Origin of the sequence: Pseudomonas sp. GM74, from assembly GCF_000282455.1 — a bacterium.
In the GTDB taxonomy this organism is placed as follows: domain Bacteria; phylum Pseudomonadota; class Gammaproteobacteria; order Pseudomonadales; family Pseudomonadaceae; genus Aquipseudomonas.
In genome coordinates this window covers 1-17,481 of record NZ_AKJG01000072.1, presented here as the reverse complement: position 1 = coordinate 17,481, position 17,481 = coordinate 1, and the positions used below count along the sequence as shown (strand labels likewise).

Annotated in this window: 16 protein-coding genes; 3 read left to right on the top strand and 13 right to left on the bottom strand. The window is 61.1% G+C overall.

All coding sequences use genetic code 11. The features are described from left to right. The first annotated feature begins 173 nt into the window (after positions 1–173). Positions 174–410, top strand: coding sequence for a DUF3820 family protein (locus tag PMI34_RS12485; protein ID WP_003227425.1), 237 nt, complete (start codon positions 174–176; stop codon positions 408–410). Between the two features lie 19 nt (positions 411–429). Then, positions 430–1,611, top strand: a complete 1,182-nt coding sequence (locus PMI34_RS12490; protein ID WP_008050563.1) for an aminotransferase class V-fold PLP-dependent enzyme — start codon at positions 430–432, stop codon at positions 1,609–1,611. 2 nt (positions 1,612–1,613) lie between these two features. On the opposite strand, the gene PMI34_RS12495 is transcribed toward PMI34_RS12490, so the two are convergent. The 4 genes from PMI34_RS12495 to zwf all read right to left on the bottom strand — a co-directional run bounded on the left by PMI34_RS12495 (position 1,614) and on the right by zwf (position 5,495). Further along, positions 1,614–2,339 carry an intradiol ring-cleavage dioxygenase gene (locus tag PMI34_RS12495; protein ID WP_008050562.1) on the bottom strand — a complete coding sequence of 242 codons (726 nt, stop codon included), beginning with the start codon at positions 2,337–2,339 and terminating at the stop codon, positions 1,614–1,616. 303 nt (positions 2,340–2,642) lie between these two features. Continuing rightward, on the bottom strand, positions 2,643–3,308 hold the full coding sequence (locus PMI34_RS12500) for a bifunctional 4-hydroxy-2-oxoglutarate aldolase/2-dehydro-3-deoxy-phosphogluconate aldolase (RefSeq protein WP_008050561.1): 666 nt from the start codon (positions 3,306–3,308) through the stop codon (positions 2,643–2,645). 17 nt (positions 3,309–3,325) lie between these two features. After that, on the bottom strand, positions 3,326–4,039 hold the full coding sequence (gene pgl, locus PMI34_RS12505) for a 6-phosphogluconolactonase (RefSeq protein WP_008050560.1): 714 nt from the start codon (positions 4,037–4,039) through the stop codon (positions 3,326–3,328). Beyond that, the gene (gene zwf, locus PMI34_RS12510) at positions 4,026–5,495 is read right to left on the bottom strand and encodes a glucose-6-phosphate dehydrogenase (protein ID WP_008050559.1); all 1,470 of its coding nucleotides are present in this window, start codon (positions 5,493–5,495) and stop codon (positions 4,026–4,028) included. Before zwf ends, pgl begins: the two co-directional genes overlap by 14 nt. 228 nt (positions 5,496–5,723) lie before the next feature. On the opposite strand from zwf, the gene PMI34_RS12515 reads away from it, so the two are divergent. Continuing rightward, complete coding sequence (locus PMI34_RS12515) at positions 5,724–6,584, top strand: MurR/RpiR family transcriptional regulator (RefSeq protein WP_170948639.1); 861 nt, start codon at positions 5,724–5,726, stop codon at positions 6,582–6,584. Between the two features lie 148 nt (positions 6,585–6,732). Here the strand turns inward: PMI34_RS12515 and PMI34_RS12520 are convergent, their stop codons facing one another. The 9 genes from PMI34_RS12520 to PMI34_RS12560 all read right to left on the bottom strand — a co-directional run bounded on the left by PMI34_RS12520 (position 6,733) and on the right by PMI34_RS12560 (position 17,401). Then, complete coding sequence (locus PMI34_RS12520) at positions 6,733–7,587, bottom strand: D-hexose-6-phosphate mutarotase (RefSeq protein ID WP_008050558.1); 855 nt, start codon at positions 7,585–7,587, stop codon at positions 6,733–6,735. A gap of 113 nt (positions 7,588–7,700) precedes the next feature. Then, positions 7,701–9,047 carry a carbohydrate porin gene (locus PMI34_RS12525; RefSeq protein WP_008050557.1) on the bottom strand — a complete coding sequence of 449 codons (1,347 nt, stop codon included), beginning with the start codon at positions 9,045–9,047 and terminating at the stop codon, positions 7,701–7,703. A 209-nt stretch (positions 9,048–9,256) separates the two neighbouring features. Then, positions 9,257–10,417, bottom strand: a complete 1,161-nt coding sequence (locus PMI34_RS12530) for an ABC transporter ATP-binding protein (RefSeq protein WP_008050555.1) — start codon at positions 10,415–10,417, stop codon at positions 9,257–9,259. 4 nt (positions 10,418–10,421) lie between these two features. Beyond that, entirely contained in the window at positions 10,422–11,267 is an 846-nt protein-coding gene (locus PMI34_RS12535) for a carbohydrate ABC transporter permease (protein WP_008050545.1), read from the bottom strand. Next, complete coding sequence (locus tag PMI34_RS12540; protein ID WP_008050543.1) at positions 11,260–12,168, bottom strand: carbohydrate ABC transporter permease; 909 nt, start codon at positions 12,166–12,168, stop codon at positions 11,260–11,262. Before PMI34_RS12540 ends, PMI34_RS12535 begins: the two co-directional genes overlap by 8 nt. 130 nt (positions 12,169–12,298) lie before the next feature. Beyond that, entirely contained in the window at positions 12,299–13,597 is a 1,299-nt protein-coding gene (locus PMI34_RS12545) for an ABC transporter substrate-binding protein (protein ID WP_008050541.1), read from the bottom strand. Positions 13,598–13,714: 117 nt separating this feature from the next. Further along, a complete protein-coding gene (locus tag PMI34_RS12550; protein ID WP_008050540.1) occupies positions 13,715–14,974 on the bottom strand; it encodes a D-mannose isomerase in 1,260 nt (419 codons plus the stop codon). Between the two features lie 236 nt (positions 14,975–15,210). Further along, a complete protein-coding gene (locus PMI34_RS12555) occupies positions 15,211–16,638 on the bottom strand; it encodes an ATP-binding protein (RefSeq protein ID WP_198530255.1) in 1,428 nt (475 codons plus the stop codon). A 31-nt stretch (positions 16,639–16,669) separates the two neighbouring features. Then, positions 16,670–17,401, bottom strand: coding sequence for a response regulator (locus PMI34_RS12560; protein ID WP_008050538.1), 732 nt, complete (start codon positions 17,399–17,401; stop codon positions 16,670–16,672). Positions 17,402–17,481 lie beyond the last annotated feature (80 nt).

Genomic DNA, 17,481 nt, shown 5'->3' with positions numbered 1-17,481 from the left:
ACGACTGCTGCGCAGCCGGACGCAGGCTACGCCAGCTGCTACAAGGAAGGTGTAGCGTCTGGGTTCGCCTAACTGATCGGCATTAGGCTAGTTGGCATTATTCATGTCGGTCATTTGGCCTGCATGCAGAATGCCTGTATTTTCCAGACTGACTGAATCAAGACGACCGATCGATGAATCCTGAAAAGCTCGAACTGCTGATCACCCGCGAAATGCCCTTTGGCAAATACAAGGGTCGAATCATTGCCGACCTGCCCGGCCCTTACCTGAACTGGTTCGCCCGGGAGGGTTTCCCCCATGGCGAGTTGGGCGGCTTGCTGGCCCTGATGCAGGAGATCGATCACAACGGTTTGTCGGACTTGCTCGAACCGCTGCGCGCCAAACACGGCAAACCTGCCCCGCGCCACTGAATCACCTACCGAGTACCCCATGCCCGACAACACCCGCCGCGCCCGTGATGAAGCCTTCTGGCAAACCTTTGCCGACCGTTACGATGTCGAACCCGGTCCGCTCAACCTGGAGAACGGTTACTTCGGGCGCATGTCGCGCACGGTGGTCGAGGAGTACCAGCGCAACATCGAGCTCATCAACCGCAGCAATTCGGTGTACGTGCGTCAGCGTTTCGAACAGGCCGACAGCCTGAAGATCCGCGCGCAACTGGCCAGGATGATAGGCGTACCCGCCGACAGCATCGCCCTGACCCGTAACGCCTCGGAAGGTTTGCAATCGCTGATCCGCAACTACAACCGATTGCAGCCCGGCGATCAGGTACTGATTTGCGATCTGGAATACGACACGGTCAAAGGCGCCATGCGCTGGCTGGCCCGTAATCGTGGTGTCGAAGTGATCGAGATCGAACATGCACACCCCGCAACCTTCGACAGCTTGCTCAATACCTATCGGGAAGCCTTCGCGCGGTATCCACGGTTGAAGCTGATGGCCCTGACCCACGTCACCCATCGCACGGGCCTGGTGATGCCGGTGCAGGCGATTGCAGCGGCTGCGAAGGAGCATGGCATCGACGTCATCCTCGACGGCGCCCATGCCCTCGGCCAGCTTGAATTCGACCTGACCGAGCTCGGTATCGACTTCGCCGGCTTCAATCTGCACAAGTGGATCGGCGCACCGCTGACCCTCGGCTTTATCTACATAGCGCCCGAACGCCTGGCCGACATCGACCCGGACATGGGCGAGATGCATTTTCCGCCCACTGACATTCGCGCCCGTACCTCGTACAGCACCCCCAACATCCCGGCGCTGCTGACTCTGCCGCTGGTACTCGAAGAACATTGGGCGATGGGGGGTGCCGCGGCCAAGGGCGCGCGGCTCAATTATCTGCGCAACCGCTGGGTCGGTGCGGCGCGGCAGTTACCCGGCGTTGAAGTCCTGACTCCGGATGACCCGCGCCTGTATTGCGGCATCACCTCGTTGCGCTTTACCCGGCACGCCGACCAGCAATCGATGGTTGAGCGCCTGCTCAATGAGTACAACCTGTTCACCGTGACCCGCAGTGGCGCCGCATGCGGTCCGTGCATCCGCATTACACCGGGGCTTACCACCACCGCAGCCGACATGGATATGCTGGCCAGGGCATTGACCGAGCTGGGCTGACGTCAGACGGTGTACTTGTCAAAGTCCTCGGGCCTGATCTGTGTCGACACGGCGAACGTGTCGATGCCGATGGTCATCTGCCCGAAGTAGCCGTCTTCAGCCGAATCCCGCCCCAGGGTGTGCACGCTCAAGGTCGATTCTTCACCGCCCATGGTTGTATAGAAAAAGTCCTGGTCGTTAGTCAGGACCGGCACGGTTCGGCCGCCGTAGGCTCGGCTGCCGAGTACCGAGCGCGAGGCCACCTCCGGCAGGTAAAGCTGCCCGACCCAGGCGACATGCCGTTCTTGCAGATAGTTGTTGCCGGACGTGATGCGCACGGCGACGTGAATGTGCAAGGCGCGGCCGGCGTAAAAACCCGGGTAGATCGTGGTGAAGCGCACGATGCCGGACTTGTCGGTGAACTGCCCGCCGCGCAGGTAGGTATCGTCATCGGTACGCGGGACGGCGCCGATGTCTCCGGTATCGACCTCGACGTCCGGGTTGATCTTGCTCCAGCCCGAATAGGCACCGCGGGCATTGCAGTGCCAGATGTCCACCAGCGCATCGGGGACCGGCTCACCGGTCATGGCGTCGACAATGGTCAGCCGCAACACCAACGGAACGCCTTCGGCGCCTTCGCTGATGTTTCTGCGGATCAGTTTGGGGTTGCGGAAATACGGGCCGGCAATCTGTTCGGGTGACAGCAGGCAAACCGGTGCCGGGGGTACAACTGAGGTGGTAGCGTCCATGACGTTCTCTCTTCCATAAGATGAACGCAGGCTAGCACTGGTCGATTTTCGTTATGCGGTAACTATGTATCGCATGATGTCTTTTTTTGTGTGGGAACGGGCTTGCTCCGGGCGGCGTTCCGACGAATGCGGCGTGTCAGGTAACGTTGATGTCGACTGACACTCCCTCTTCGCCAGTTCAAGCCCGCTCCCACAGGGGGGATGAGTCGATCCAGGCAACTTTCTTCAGGCAAAAAAAAACGGTGCGCCGACCAAGCGCACCGTAAAGCCGTAGAACACACAACGAGGTGTAGGGTGAAGCGATCAGTCCAGCAGCGCCAAAGCCTCGGCGGTGCACTCCTGAATGCGGGCCCAGTCGCCGTTCTTGATCCACTCCGGATCAAGCATCCAGCTACCGCCCACGCACATGACGTTTTTCAATGCCATGTAGCTCTTGATGTTGGCAGGTCCCACGCCGCCGGTCGGGCAGAATTTCACTTCGCCGAACGGACCGCCCAAAGCCTTGATGGCCGCGACGCCGCCGCTGACTTCGGCCGGGAACAGCTTGAAGCGGCGATAACCCAGGCCGTAGCCTTCCATGATGCCCGAGGCATTGCTGATGCCTGGCAACAGTGGAATCGGGCTGGCGACGCTGGCTTCCAGCAGGTCGCGGGTGATACCCGGCGTGACGATGAATTGCGAGCCGGCCGCTTCGGCCGCCGCCAGCATGTGGCGATCGAGCACGGTGCCGGCACCGGTCACCAGTTCCGGACGCTGCTCGCGCAGAATCTGGATGGCCTTGAGGCCGAATTGCGAACGCAGGGTCACTTCCAGGGCTGTCAGGCCACCGGCCGCGAGGGCGTCGGCCAGTGGCAGAACGTCCTGCTCGCGGGCGATGGTGATCACCGGCAGGATCCGTGCTTTCGCGCAGATGCTGTCGATCAGGGCAACTTTGTCCGCCATGGAAACGGTCGGGGATGGGTTTGTCATAGCGGCTGTTCCTTGGCTCATGGGCACCAGTAAATCTCTAACGTGGGTTGCAGAAACGCGCGAATCGGCATTGCGGCGACATCGTCGCCGGCCAGTGCGGTACTCAGGGTGGTCAGCTTGGACAGACCGGAAATCGATAGAACCTTATGCTTGGCCGAGGCCAGCAGCGCGCGGCTCATGGTCAGGCGCTGATGCGGCACGGTCGGCGCCAGCATTGGCCAGCAGCGACGAACACCATCGGCCTGCAAGGCCTCGGCAAGGTTCGGGCTGTTGGGGAACAGCGACGCGGTGTGGCCGTCGTCACCCATGCCGAGGATCAGCACGTCGATCACCGGCAACTCCGACAGCAAGCGGTCGGCCTGCTCGGCCGCCTGTTCCAGGTTGGCACTGGCGCTGTACAGGCTCAGGAACTGCGCTTTGGCCGCCTGACCTTGCAGCAGGTAGCGCTTGATCAGGCCGGCGTTGCTGTCGGCGTGTTCGACCGGCACCCAGCGCTCGTCGGCCAGGCTGACCACCACGTTCGACCAGTCCAGCACCTGCTTGGCCAGGTGCTGGAAAAACGCCACCGGGCTGCGGCCACCGGAAACCACCAGGGTCGCAGTGCCCTGGGCGTCGATCGCGTCGCTCAGTTGTTTCGCCACGTTCAGTGCCAGGCTTTCAGCCAGCAGCACCGGGCTCTTGAACCCATGGGCGCTGACGCCCTGGGGCAGTTTCAAATCAGATATCGCCATACCACGACCTCCCGTCCCGCGTGATCAGAGCAATGGAGCTCATCGGCCCCCAGGACCCGGCCGCGTACGGCTTGGGCGCATCACCGGATTTTTTCCACCCGGCGATCAACTGGTCACACCACTTCCACGCGGCTTCAATTTCATCTTTACGGACAAACAGGTTCTGATTGCCGCGCATCACTTCCAGCAACAACCGCTCGTAGGCATCGGGAATCCGTGCGCTGCTCCAGGTGTCGGAAAAATTCAGCTGCAACGGACCGCTGCGCAGCTGCATGCCCTTGTCCAGGCCTTGATCTTTGGTCATGACACGCAAGGAAATGCCTTCGTCCGGTTGCAGGCGGATAATCAGCTTGTTGCTGATTTGCAGGCGCTGCTCGGGAGCGAAGATGTAGTGCGACGGTTCCTTGAAGTGGATGACGATCTGCGACAGCTTCTGCGGCATGCGCTTGCCGGTACGCAGGTAAAACGGCACGCCGGCCCAGCGCCAGTTGCGGATGTCGGCACGCAGGGCGACAAAGGTTTCGGTGTCGCTCTGGGTGTTGGAATTGGGTTCTTCCAGGTACCCGGGTACCGCTTTGCCTTCGCTGTAGCCGGCGATGTACTGGCCGCGCACCACCTGGGTGGTCAGGCCTTCCGGGCTGATCGGCGCCAGGGCCTTGAGCACTTTGACCTTCTCGTCGCGGATGCTGTCGGCGGACAGGTCGGCCGGCGGGTCCATGGCGATCAGGCAGAGCAGTTGCAGCAGGTGATTCTGGATCATGTCCCGCAGCTGGCCGGCCTTGTCGAAGTAACCCCAGCGGCCTTCGATACCGACCTTCTCGGCTACGGTGATTTCCACGTGGGAAATGTAATTCTGGTTCCACTGGGTTTCGAACAGGCTGTTGGCGAAACGCAGGGCGATCAGGTTCTGGACGGTCTCTTTACCCAGATAGTGGTCGATGCGGTAGGTGCGGTTCTCCGGGAAGAACTGCGCCACGGCGTCGTTGACCTTGCGCGAGGACTCCAGGTCCGAACCGATGGGCTTTTCCAGTACCACACGGGTGTTTTGCGCCAGGCCGACCTTGGCCAGGTTCTCGCAAATGGCGCCATACACGGCGGCCGGGGTCGCAAAGTAGGCGATGACCCGCTGCGAACTGCCGGCGGATTCGGCCAGGGCCACATAATCTTCGGGGTTGAGGAAGTCTACGTGCAGGTAGCTCAGGCGCGCCAGAAAACGCTCGACCACGGCTTCATCCAGCTCTTTGGCACCCACATAGCGGCGCAACTCGGAGGTGATGAACGCCAGGTGCTCCTGCTCGCTGCCCGGCTCACGGGCCAGCGCGATGATCCGCGTGTCCTCGTGCAACAGGCCGGCGCCGTCGAGTTGATAAAGGGCAGGAAACAGCTTGCGCAAGGCCAGATCGCCAAGGGCGCCGAACAAGGCAAAGGTGCACGGTTCAACCGTAATCGAAAGCATGATGTTTGTTCTTTTATCAAGTTAAGCTACAAATACCTTTTTTCAAGGCATCACTCAAGGGAAAATGTAGTAATAACCACAACATTTTCGCAAAATACAGATTCCGAGTGGTGGTCGGTCGGAGCCATCAGTAGGATAGGCCACCGTTACGGGCCTCACCAAAGGCCCTTTTTGCATTAGCCGCGCGCTTATCGGTGCCGGTGAATCAAGGATACTTATATGGACCGCGTGCGAAATTTACTGGAGCAAATCCAGAATCGCCTTGAAGAGCTGAACAAGGCCGAACGCAAAGTCGCCGAGGTGATCCTGCTCAACCCGCAGCAGGCCACCCGCTTCAGCATCGCCGCCCTCGCCCAGGCCGCTTCGGTCAGCGAACCGACGGTCAACCGTTTCTGCCGTTCGTTCGGCGTCAGCGGCTACCCTGAGCTCAAGCTGCAACTGGCCCAGAGCCTGGCCAGTGGTGCCGCTTATGTGAGCCGTGCGGTGGAAGCCGATGACAATCCGGAGGCCTACACCCAGAAGATCTTCGGCAGCGCCATCGCCTCGCTGGACAGCGCCTGCCAGGCACTGGACCCGAACCTGATCAGCCGCGCCGTCGACCTGCTGATCCAGGCGCGGCAAATCCACTTCTTCGGCCTCGGCGCCTCGGCCCCGGTGGCACTGGATGCGCAGCACAAGTTCTTCCGCTTCAACCTCGCCGTCACGGCCCACGCCGATGTGCTGATGCAGCGCATGATCGCCTCGGTGGCCCATACCGGCGAGTTGTTCGTGATCATTTCCTACACTGGCCGCACCCGCGAACTGGTGGAAGTGGCGCGCATCGCCCGGGAAAACGGCGCCTCGGTACTTGGCCTGACTGCCGAGAACTCGCCACTGGCCAAGGCCAGCACCCTGAGCCTGAACATTCCGCTGCCGGAAGACACCGACATCTACATGCCGATGACGTCGCGGATCATCCAGCTGACCGTGCTGGACGTGCTCGCCACCGGCATGACCTTGCGCCGGGGTGTGGATTTCCAGCCGCACTTGCGCAAGATCAAGGAGAGCTTGAATGCCAGCCGGTATCCGGTGGGTGATGAGTTCAACTGAGGCCAGATGCTTCTGTGTTGAATGATCCGGCCCCTTCGCGGGCAAGCCCGCTCCCACATTTGACCGCGTTCGTTCTGGCGGAACCGGGTCACCTGTGGGAGCGGGCTTGCCCGCGAAGGGGCCAGTCAAGACACCGCAATATCTTGAACTAAACCCCCACCCGCGCCTGCAATCTCAAATGCGCCCGCTCCCCCGGTTTGAGGCACAGGCTGTCGGTACCGCCGCTCGCCGCTTCCACACAGACAAATTCGGATATCTCGTTCCAGGTCACGCCGAGTAGCGGACGTGAACCGGGATGCCAAACCACCGTGTCTGCCGTATCCCCGGTATCAATGCACAACGCCCGTTGCCAGGCATGGTCATTGAGCTGCAATTCGCCGTCATGCTGGAACACCCGCTGGCATCCGCCGTCCACGCGTAGCTCGCCTTCCTGCTGGCAAACCTGCCGGCTCAACTGGTCATAACCCTGCGCGCCTTCGAGCCCAGACAGCGCTACCTCACTGACATCGCCAATACGCCAGTAAGCGTGCAAAGCCTGGCTCAACTGGCACGGCATGTCGTCCTGATGCTCGGTGCTCAGGCGCAGTTCCATGCGTTCACCCAGGTGCGCGTGCAGGTCCACCTGCCAGTCGCACAACTTCAGTTGCCAGTGCAATCGCACGCCATCGTCTTCACTGGTGCTGTCAATCAGCTTCCAGTCGAGCAAGCGCGCCCAGCCATGGGACGGCCAGGCGTTTTCGCTCGGATGCCGGCCATACCAGGGCCAACACACCGGCACGCCGCCGCGAATGGCGCCGACCTGCGGCCACTTTGCCGCGCACCACAGCCAGGGTTTCTGGCCCATGGGCTGGAAGTGCAACAGCTGCGCGCCCTGACGGCTGAACACCGCCTGACACAGCGGATGATCGATCACCAGCACATCGCGCGTCTGATAGCGCTCCCACGCAAACACCGGACGTTCGCGCAAGGATTTGAAGAAGCGTTGTAGCGGATGCTCAAGCATGTGCCACGGTCCTGAAATCAACTGTCACCGGGGTGCGCGGCCCGCAAAAAAAAGCGGACAGCCATGGCTGTCCGCAAATATGCGCACATGGAGAGAAGCTTATCGCAGACGCGTTAGAACACCGACTGAATTTTCAGGCCGGCCACCAGCGCGTTGTCGACTTCATCCACACCACCCGGGTGCGTGACGTATTGCAGGTTGGGACGTACGGTCAGCCAGTTGGTCACGTGGAAGCCGTAGTTGATCTCGTAGTTGTATTCGGTTTCACGAATGGGCGAGAACAGCGGATTGTCGTATTCCGAAACACCGTTGGCCACGTTGGTCAGCTCGGCGTTTTTCTTCACGTCATCGTTGACATGGATACGGGCGAAACCGATGCCCACGTCATCCTTCGGACGCGCGTCGAACGGGCCCTTGTACACGAACATCAGCGACTGGTAGTTGTCGATGAAGTTGGTGTCCTTGTCGTGGAAAGTGGCGTTGGCCGCAATGTTCAGACCACGGGAAGCATCGCCATTGTGGCTGGTCAGTTGCTGCTGAGCGACGAACCAGTAGCCGTGCTTGCTATCGTGGACGCGATAAGGGTTGCCGGTGGTCGCTGCGTTCTGGCCGTTGTCGTCCTTGAGAACGTCGTCGGCATCAGAGGTACTTTTGTAGTAACCGACACGGTATTCACCCGGCAGGTTGTTGACCTTCGGCGACCAGACCAGCTCGACCGGCAGGACGGTGCCATTGGTGCCACTGCCGCTGAGCTTGAAGCCGTTACCGTGCTCCAGTTGCGACGTGTTCTGGTTGTACGCGCCGATCTGGGCGTAGAGCTCGTCATTGATGTTGTACTTCACGCGGATCGCCGCCTGGCTGACCGGCCAGTTGTACCAGATGTTGGTGGCCCAGTTACCCACCTGGGATCCGCAGAACGCCAGGTTCTGGAATTCGCACGGGAAGGTGTTGAAGTCTTCACCTTCACCGAAGTAACCGGCCTTGACGTCCAGCTTGTTGTCGAAGAACTGGTGCTGAATCCACAACTGGGTCAGACGGACCATGTGGCCGCGACCATAGACTTCCTGGGAGGAGCTCAAGGTGCCGGCACGCGGGTCGCCGATACGGTCGTTGGAGATGTTCTCGCCGTTACGGTTGGTGAGCTGGATCTTGGCCTGGGTGTTGTCCCAGCCGAACAGCTTCTCCAGGTCCAGCGCCGCGCCCAGGCCAAACTGGTCGGCGTAGCGCGCGGTCTTGTCATCGTTGAAGCCGCCATGGAGGTTGCCGCCGACTTCACCGACGTAGTCCATCTTGATGTCGATGCCTTGCCCGATCAGCTTGGTACGCTCGCCACCCCAGTCGCCCGTCATCCACCTGGAGTCGGAGCTGAACGCTTCATCGGCCATCGCATTACCGGCCAGAACCAGTGCTGCCGCTGCTGAAACCTGGCAGATCAACCGGGCCTTGTTCTTCATCTTCATCCCTACTTCCTCGTTTTATTGTTATTAACTTTTCTTCTTTAACGCGGTTACAACGGTTGCGACGGATGTCTCCACCCGGCGCATATCCCCCCCTGTGGGAGCGGCGGTTCGGCGCTCCGACTTGCTCGCGAAGACGGTCTGACATTCAGCATCGATGTCGACTGACCTAACGCATTCGCGAGCAAGCCCGCTCCCACATTTCTTGATCTTCAGCGGCCTTTGAATTGGGCGACGTTGGCGCTGTGCGCTTCGGTTTTCGGCACGCCGGCCACCCCTAGGCGCTCCCCTGTCTTGGCATCGAACAGCAGCACTTTCGCCGGGTCGAATTGCAGGGTCAGGGTCTCGCCCACCGCTGGCGCCACGTCCGGTGCCAGGCGGCAGCAGACCTTGGTGTCGTTGAGGTTGACGAAGACCAGGGTGTCGGGCCCGGTCGGCTCGGTGACCTGGACTTCGGCACGAATGGTCGGCAAACCGTTCGCATCGCCATTGGCCAGGATGATCTGCTCAGGGCGCATGCCGAGAATCACTTCGCGGTCTTCCAGACCGGCGTCCTGCATGCCCAGCGGCAGTTCGCAACGGGCCTGGCCGCTGTCGAGCAGCGCCAGCAGGCGACCGTCCTTGCGCTGCAGGCGCAGCGGGATGAAGTTCATCGGCGGCGAACCGATGAAGCTCGCCACGAACAGGTTGGCCGGGTTGTTGTAGATGTCCTTCGGCGTACCGAACTGCTGGATGATCCCGTCCTTCATCACCGCCACTTTGTCGCCCAGGGTCATGGCTTCGATCTGGTCGTGGGTCACGTAGACCGTGGTGGTTTTCAGGCGCTGGTGCATCAGTTTCATTTCGGTGCGCATCTCGACCCGCAGCTTGGCGTCGAGGTTGGACAGCGGTTCGTCGAACAGATAAATCTTCGGCCGCCGCGCCAGGGCACGGCCCATCGCCACGCGCTGTTGCTGGCCACCGGAGAGCTGGCCGGGCTTGCGGCTGAGCAGGTGCTCGATCTGCAACAACTTGGAAACACGAGCGACTTCTTCGTCGATTTCCGCGGTCGGCATTTTGCGGATCTTCAGGCCAAAGGCGATGTTGTCGCGCACGCTCATGGTCGGGTACAGCGCGTAGGACTGGAACACCATGGCGATGTCGCGATCCTTGGGGCTCATGCCGCTGATGTCGGCGTCGTCCACCAGGATCGCGCCGCCGCTGATGGTTTCCAGGCCGGCGATGCAGTTCATCAGCGTGGATTTACCGCAGCCCGACGGGCCGACCAGGATCAGGAACTCACCGTCATCGATTTTCAGTTCGATGTTTTTCAGGGTGTCCGGCAAGCCGGGGCCGTAGGTCTTGTTGACGTTGCGTAATTCGAGAGTTGCCATCTTTCTACCCCTTGACCGCGCCGGACGTCAGCCCACGCAGGAAATACTTGCCAGCGAATATGTAGACCAGCAGTGTCGGCAGCCCGGCGATCATCGCGGCGGCCATATCAACGTTGTATTCCTTGGCCCCGGTGCTGGTGTTGACCAGGTTGTTCAGGGCCACGGTAATTGGCTGGGCATCGCCGCTGGCGAAGACCACGCCGAACAGGAAGTCGTTCCAGATCTGGGTGAACTGCCAGATCAGGCAGACCATCACGATCGGGATCGACATCGGCAGCAGGATTTTCAGGAGGATCGTGAAGAAGCCCGCGCCATCGAGCCTTGCGGCCTTGACCAGCGCATCCGGAATGCTCACGTAGTAGTTGCGGAAGAACAGCGTGGTGAACGCCAGGCCGTAGACCACGTGCACCAGCACCAGGCCGGTGGTGGTGTTGGCCAGGCCGAATTTGCCGAGGGTGAACGAGGCCGGCAGCAGCACGGTCTGGAACGGCAGGAAGCAGCCGAACAACAACAGGCCGAAGAACAACTGCGAGCCACGAAAGCGCCACATCGACAGCACGTAGCCGTTCATCGCGCCGATGAAGGTCGAGATCAATACCGCCGGCACGGTGATTTTCACCGAGTTCCAGAAGTAGCCGCCGACCACGTCCCAGGCCTTGATCCAGCCGATGCCGTCGATCACGGTCGGCCAGCTCAGCAGGTTGCCGGTGCGGATGTCTTCCGGGGATTTGAAACTGGTCAGCAGCATCACCACCAACGGGATCAGGTAGATCGCAGCGGCCAGCAACAAGGTGGCGTAGATCGCGATGCGGCTGAAGCTGAGCGATGGTTTGCCGAGTTGATTAGTCATGGCGTTTGCCTCGCAGCTCGGAGTACAGGTACGGCACGAGGATGGTCAGCACGGCGCCGAGCATCAGCATGGCGCTGGCCGAACCGATGCCCATCTGGCCACGGCTGAAGGTGAAGGAATACATGAACATCGCCGGCAGGTCGGAGGAGTAGCCCGGACCGCCCGCGGTCATCGCCGCGACCAGGTCGAAGCTCTTGATCGCGATGTGCGCCAGGATCATGAAGGCACTGAAGAACACCGGGCGCAGGCTCGGCAGGACGATCTTCAGGTAGATGGTCGGCAGGCTTGCCCCGTCAACTTGCGCGGCACGGATGATCGATTGATCGACACCGCGCAGACCGGCGAGGAACATCGCCATGACAAACCCGGAGGCTTGCCACACGGCGGCGATCACCAGGCAGTAGACGACGCGATCCTGATCCACCAGCCAGTCGAGGCGCAAGCCTTCCCAGCCCCAGTCACGCAGCATCTTGTCCAGGCCCAGGCCTGGGTTGAGCAGCCATTTCCACGCGGTACCGGTGACGATCATCGACAGCGCCATCGGGTACAGGTAGACGGTGCGGATGAAGCCTTCCTTGCGAATGCGCTGGTCCAGCAGCACGGCGAGGAACACGCCCAGCACCAGGCTGATGCCGATGAACATGCCGCCGAACAGCGCGAGGTTCTTGCTCGCGACCCACCAGCGGTCGTTGTCCATCAGGCGCATGTATTGCTGCAGGCCGACCCACTTGTAGCTCGGCATGAAGCTGGAATTGGTGAAGGACAGAATGAACGTCCAGATGATGTAACCGTAGAAACCAACCAACACGATCAGCATGCTCGGCGCGAGTACCAACTTGGGTAGCCAGCGTTGCAGGGCATCGAACGGTGAGGCTTTGCTGAAAACCGCCACAGAGCTCATCGGGATAATCCAGGTTTAGATATTGGGATCTGTAGGAGCTGCCGCAGGCTGCGATCTTTTGATGTTGTTTTTTACAATCAAGATCAAAAGATCGCAGCCTGCGGCAGCTCCTACAGGGGGGGCCAAGGGATTACTGGGCCGCTTTGACAGCCGAGGCCAGTTGGGCGCTGGCCTTGGCCGGGTCAGCGTCCTTGTCGTTCATGAAGTTGGTGACCACGTCGAAGATCGCGCCCTGCACGGCCAGGGAGGTGGCCATGTTGTGCGCCATGCTCGGTTGCAGGCCGCCGGTCTTGTCGTCCGCGATGAAGTCCTTCGCCGACTTCTGGGCGCACTCGTCGAAGCCGAGCTTGTCCATTTCGTTCAGCATGTCGTTACGCACCGGGATCGAACCCTTGTTCATGCTGAAGACTTTCTGGAAGTCAGTGCCCAATGCGACCTTGGCCAGGTCTTGCTGGGCAGCGATGTCGCCCTTGCGATCGGCCTTGAGCTTGAACACCGCCAGGGAGTCGATGTTGTAGGTGAAGGCTTTTTCAGTGCCCGGGAACGCTACGCACAGGTAGTCCTTGCCCGCGATTTTCCCGGCCGCCGTCCACTCGCTTTTCGCCCAGTCGCCCATCATCTGCATGCCGGCCTTGCCATTGATGACTTCGGCGGCGGCGATGTTCCAGTCACGACCGGCGCGGTTCGGGTCCATGTAGCCGGTGATCTTTTTCAGCTCGGCGAACGACTGGGTCATCTGCGGGCCGGACAGGGTTTTCTGGTCCAGGTCGACCAGGGCTTTCTTGTAACCGTCAGCGCCCATGACCGAGAGCACCACGTCTTCGAACACGGTGCTGTCCTGCCAAGGCTGACCGCCGTGGGCGAGCGCAATGAAGCCGGCCGCCTTGAGCTTGTCGCCGGCGGCATAGAATTCTTCGAGGGTGGTCGGGGCTTTTTCGATCCCGGCTTTCTTGAACACCTGCGGGTTGATCCACAGCCAGTTGACGCGGTGGATGTTCACCGGCACGGCGACGTAGTCACCTTCGTACTTCACGGTGTCGGAGACTTTCTTCGACAGCAGGCCATCCCAGTTTTCGGACTTGGATACTTCTTTCAGCGCGTCGGTGCTGAGCAGGCCAGTGCTGCCCCACTCCTGGATGTCCGGCCCCTTGATCTGTGCAACACCCGGCGGGTTGCCGGCTACGGCGCGACTCTTGAGTACGGTCATGGCCGTAGAGCCGCCACCGCCGGCGACCGCGCCATCCTTCCAGGTGAAGCCGTCTTTTTCGACTTGAGCCTTCAGGACATCGACCGCTGCTTTTTCACCACCGGAAGTCCACCAGTGAACGACTTCAACGGAACCTTTGGATTCGGCGGCCAGGACACTGAGGGGGAGTGCAGACAGGGAAGCGAGAGAAATGACAGTAGCGAGGCGAGAAATCGCATTCATCTAGGAGCACCTTTCTTGTTGTTATGCATGCAAGTCTGTTGCTTGCGCTGCATAGGATTCTAAACAGGGGATATCCCCTCGCAGGTAACGAAGGGATGCGCGAATGTCACCGCATGGTTACATAGAACCGCTCTGGGACAACTGCGCCAGCGCCGTGGCCATGCTCGGCGCCAGCGCCAGGCGCGGAATCAGCACGGCTTGCCAGGCGTGGTAAAGGTCAGGCTTGCCGGGCCAGATATCGGCACCCGGGCGGTTCAGCGGGTCGAGTTCGTGATGCCAGCTGCCGCCTTCGCGGTCGATGAAATGACTGTCACAGAATTCCCAGAACAGTCGATACCAGTGTTCGTATTGTTCATCGCCGGTGCGCTTGAGCAAGGCACTGGCGGCGGCGCTGGCTTCGCAATGGGTCCAGTGCAGGCGATGGCGGACCACCGCTTTGTTGTCCCAGTCCAGGGTGTAGACAATGCCCGGCGCGCCATCGACGTCCCAGCCGTGGAGGCAATTGTGCTCGAACAGTTTTTGCGCGTCGGTGACCAGCCAGCCCGGTGTGACCATCCCGGCCTTCACCCGCGAAGCTTCGAGGTGCAGCAACAGCCGCGCCCACTCGAAACCATGGCCCGGGGTGGTGCCGTAGGGGCGGAAGCCGTCGGCCGGATTGTCGCGGTTGTAGTCCCGCAGCGGTTGCCAGGCGCGGTCGAAATGCTCGATCACCAGGTAATCGTTGGCGGCGGCGTGACCGTGGATCACTCGCTCGACAATCCGTTGGGCACGGCTCAGCCAGCGGTTGTCATCGGTGACATCGGCCAGGGCGAGAAAGGCTTCGGTGGCGTGCATGTTGCTGTTGGCGCCCCGGTACGCCTCCTCTTCGCTCCAGTCGCGATTGAAGGACTCGCGCATCGCGCCTTCTTCTTCGCTCCAGAAATAAGCGTCGATGATATCGATCGCATCATCGAGCAAGGCTTGCGCACCGGGGCGCTGCGCGACCACCGCAGAACTGGCGGCCAGCGCGACGAAAGCGTGCAGGTAGGCATTCTTGCCGGTATTGCCGTCGCGATGTTCGGCAGCCGCGAACCAGCCGCCATGCAGCGCGTCGCTTAACGGCCCGCGCAGGGCGGCTACGCCGTGATCCACCAGTTCGGCAAAACCCGGCAAACCCTGAATGTGGGCCATGGCGAAGCTGTGGGTCATGCGCGCGGTGTTCATGGTCTGGGCTTGCGCATCAGGTGCGAGGCGGCCTTTTTCATCGAGGTTACCGAAGCCTTCAGGCAGCTTCGAGGCCTTGGCGAAAGCCAGCAGGCGCAAGCCTTCGGTGGCGAGCCATTGCTGATGGGCAGGTGCGTTCAGCCAACTGCTGAAGGCCGGTTGGAAGGTGTCCATGGCGTACCTTTTTTGTTGTTATGACTGTGGGGCAGTCTAAACAACGGGCAGCGGCGGGCTTGTAACGAAGGGGGCGAGTTATGTCACCAGGCTGTGACATTTATCTTGAGGGATGTGTTGAATCTTCTAACGCCTTCGCGAGCAAGCCCGCTCCCACACTTGATCGCATTCCATCTGGATGAACCCGGTCAAATGTGGGAGCGGGCTTGCTCGCGAAGAACGATAACGCGGTCTGACTAGTCAACGCTACGTGGCAACTGCAGGGTCACCCGCAACCCGCCCTCACGCAAATTCTGCAAGCTGACCTCACCGCCATGACTATGGGCAATGTTGCGGGCAATCCCCAGCCCCAACCCATACCCCTGCTGCTGCCCAGCCAGGCGGAAGTGCGGTTCGAACACCTGCTCCAGCCGCTGCTCCGGCACGCCCGGCCCTTCATCATCGACATGCAGGATGAACGCGCTTTCGTCGTCATCGATGTGCAGGTGCGCGTTCTGCCCGTACTTCAGTGCATTGTCGATCAGGTTGCCGATGCAGCGCTTGAGCGCCAGCGGTTTGCCGGGATAGGCCGCCAGCGCCCGCCCCTGCTGGGTTACGCGGCCGTTGCCGTTCGGCGCGAGATAGGGTTCCACCAGACAGTCGAGCACATGGTTGAGGTCCACCGGCTCGATGTTCTCGTGGATGTCGGTGTCTTTCACGCATTGCAGCGCGCCCTTGACCAGCAATTCGAGCTCATCCAGATCGCGCCCGAACTTGGCTTGCAGCGTTTCGTCCTCGAGCAACTCGACCCGCAGGCGCAGGCGGGTGATCGGCGTGCGCAGGTCGTGGGAAATGGCGCTGAACAACTGGCTGCGCTCGGTCAGGTAACGGCTGATGCGCTCGCGCATGGTATTGAAGGCGCGCCCGACCTCGACCACTTCGCTGCCACCGCCCTCGGCCACCGGCTCCACGTCGGCCCCCAATGACAGGTCCCGCGCCGCCCGCGCCAGGCGCTTGAGCGGACGACTCTGCCAGTGCACCAGCAGGCCGATGAACAACAGCAAAAAGCTGCTGGTCAGGACGATGAACCACACCTGCTGCGCCGGCAGGCCCTGCTCTTCAAGACTGGTGTAGGGCTCGGGCAACAACGAGGCGATATACAGCCATTCGCCCGGCGCCATCTGGATCTGTGTGACCAGCACCGGCGGATTCACCGGCTCCAGGGTCAGCGCGTAGTGCGCCCAGGAGCGTGGCAACTCATCGAGCTTCAGGCCGCCATTGAAGATGCGCAGGTCTTCCGGGCTGACGAAGGTCACCGAGATGTCCGTGTCCTGGCCGAGGGACTGGCGCAACACCTCGTCCACCGCCTTGAGCACCGCCTCTTTGCGCGGGGTGATGGGCAGCACTTCCATGCCCAGGGGTTTGTCGTTGAGCGTCACCACGAACCGGGTGCCGCCCATGCTGCGCAACTGGTCGAGCACCAAGGGTCGAAACGCCACCGGTAACGAACGGAAATAACTGACGCTGGCGGTCATTGAATGGGCCAGGCTGCGTGCGCTGGTGACCAGACCCTCGAGCTGTGTGGCACGCAGTTGCGACACCCAGATCACGCTCGACAACGCCTGGGCGAACAACACCGCCAGCAGGGTCAACAGCAACATTCGCCCGAGCAGCGAACGCGGCATCGGCACTTTGGCGGCGAGCTTGCGCAAAGTCTCAGTGACCATTGCTGGCAACCACGTTGGCTGCCAGCTGGTACCCACTGCCACGCACGGTGCGGATCAGCCGTGGCGGTTTCTCGGTATCACGCAAACGCTGGCGCAACCGGCTGACCGCCATGTCGACGATGCGATCCAGGGGCATCAGTTCACGGCCACGGGTGGCGTTGCCGATGGTGTCGCGGTCGAGGATTTCCTGTGGGTGATCGAGGAACAGCTTCAGCAGCGCAAAATCGGCGCCCGAGAGAATCACCTCTTCGCCGTCGATGTGAAACAGCCGATGGCTGACCATGTCCAGACGCCAGTCATCGAAAGCCAGCACCTCACCGCCACTGCGCTCCTGACCGAACTGCGCGCGGCGCAGCAACGCCTTGATCCGTGCCTGCAATTCCCGTGGGCTGAAGGGCTTGCCGAGGTAATCGTCGGCACCCAGTTCCAGGCCGATGACGCGATCGGCTTCGTCGGAACTGGCGGTGAGCATGATGATCGGCACCTGCGCCTGGCGCGGGTGCTGGCGAATCCAGCGGCACAGGCTGAAGCCGTCTTCGTCGGGCAGCATCACGTCAAGGATCACCAGATCACTCGGCGCCTCGTTCAGCGCCTGGCGAAAGCCGGCACCGTCGGGCGTGGTACGTACCTGGAAACCGGCGCGGGTCAGGTAGGTATCCAGCAACTCGCGTATCTCTTGATCGTCATCGACCAACAAAATCGACTTGTTGACTGAGCTCACGGGGCGGCGTCCTTGATATTGGAATTGGGCGGATTATGCCTGATGAACCTTGGATATTTGTTGCCTGTTCGGCCCCCATC

Excerpts from the sequence above, each read along its gene's own strand:
- PMI34_RS12485 (WP_003227425.1), top strand. The coding sequence starts at position 174 with ATGAATCCTGAAAAGCTCGAACTGCTGATCACCCGCGAAATGCCCTTT.
- PMI34_RS12490 (WP_008050563.1), top strand. The coding sequence starts at position 430 with ATGCCCGACAACACCCGCCGCGCCCGTGATGAAGCCTTCTGGCAAACC.
- PMI34_RS12495 (WP_008050562.1), bottom strand. The coding sequence starts at position 2,339 with ATGGACGCTACCACCTCAGTTGTACCCCCGGCACCGGTTTGCCTGCTG.
- PMI34_RS12500 (WP_008050561.1), bottom strand. The coding sequence starts at position 3,308 with ATGACAAACCCATCCCCGACCGTTTCCATGGCGGACAAAGTTGCCCTG.
- pgl (WP_008050560.1), bottom strand. The coding sequence starts at position 4,039 with ATGGCGATATCTGATTTGAAACTGCCCCAGGGCGTCAGCGCCCATGGG.
- zwf (WP_008050559.1), bottom strand. The coding sequence starts at position 5,495 with ATGCTTTCGATTACGGTTGAACCGTGCACCTTTGCCTTGTTCGGCGCC.
- PMI34_RS12520 (WP_008050558.1), bottom strand. The coding sequence starts at position 7,587 with ATGCTTGAGCATCCGCTACAACGCTTCTTCAAATCCTTGCGCGAACGT.
- PMI34_RS12525 (WP_008050557.1), bottom strand. The coding sequence starts at position 9,047 with ATGAAGATGAAGAACAAGGCCCGGTTGATCTGCCAGGTTTCAGCAGCG.
- PMI34_RS12530 (WP_008050555.1), bottom strand. The coding sequence starts at position 10,417 with ATGGCAACTCTCGAATTACGCAACGTCAACAAGACCTACGGCCCCGGC.
- PMI34_RS12535 (WP_008050545.1), bottom strand. The coding sequence starts at position 11,267 with ATGACTAATCAACTCGGCAAACCATCGCTCAGCTTCAGCCGCATCGCG.
- PMI34_RS12540 (WP_008050543.1), bottom strand. The coding sequence starts at position 12,168 with ATGAGCTCTGTGGCGGTTTTCAGCAAAGCCTCACCGTTCGATGCCCTG.
- PMI34_RS12545 (WP_008050541.1), bottom strand. The coding sequence starts at position 13,597 with ATGAATGCGATTTCTCGCCTCGCTACTGTCATTTCTCTCGCTTCCCTG.
- PMI34_RS12550 (WP_008050540.1), bottom strand. The coding sequence starts at position 14,974 with ATGGACACCTTCCAACCGGCCTTCAGCAGTTGGCTGAACGCACCTGCC.
- PMI34_RS12555 (WP_198530255.1), bottom strand. The coding sequence starts at position 16,638 with ATGCCGCGTTCGCTGCTCGGGCGAATGTTGCTGTTGACCCTGCTGGCG.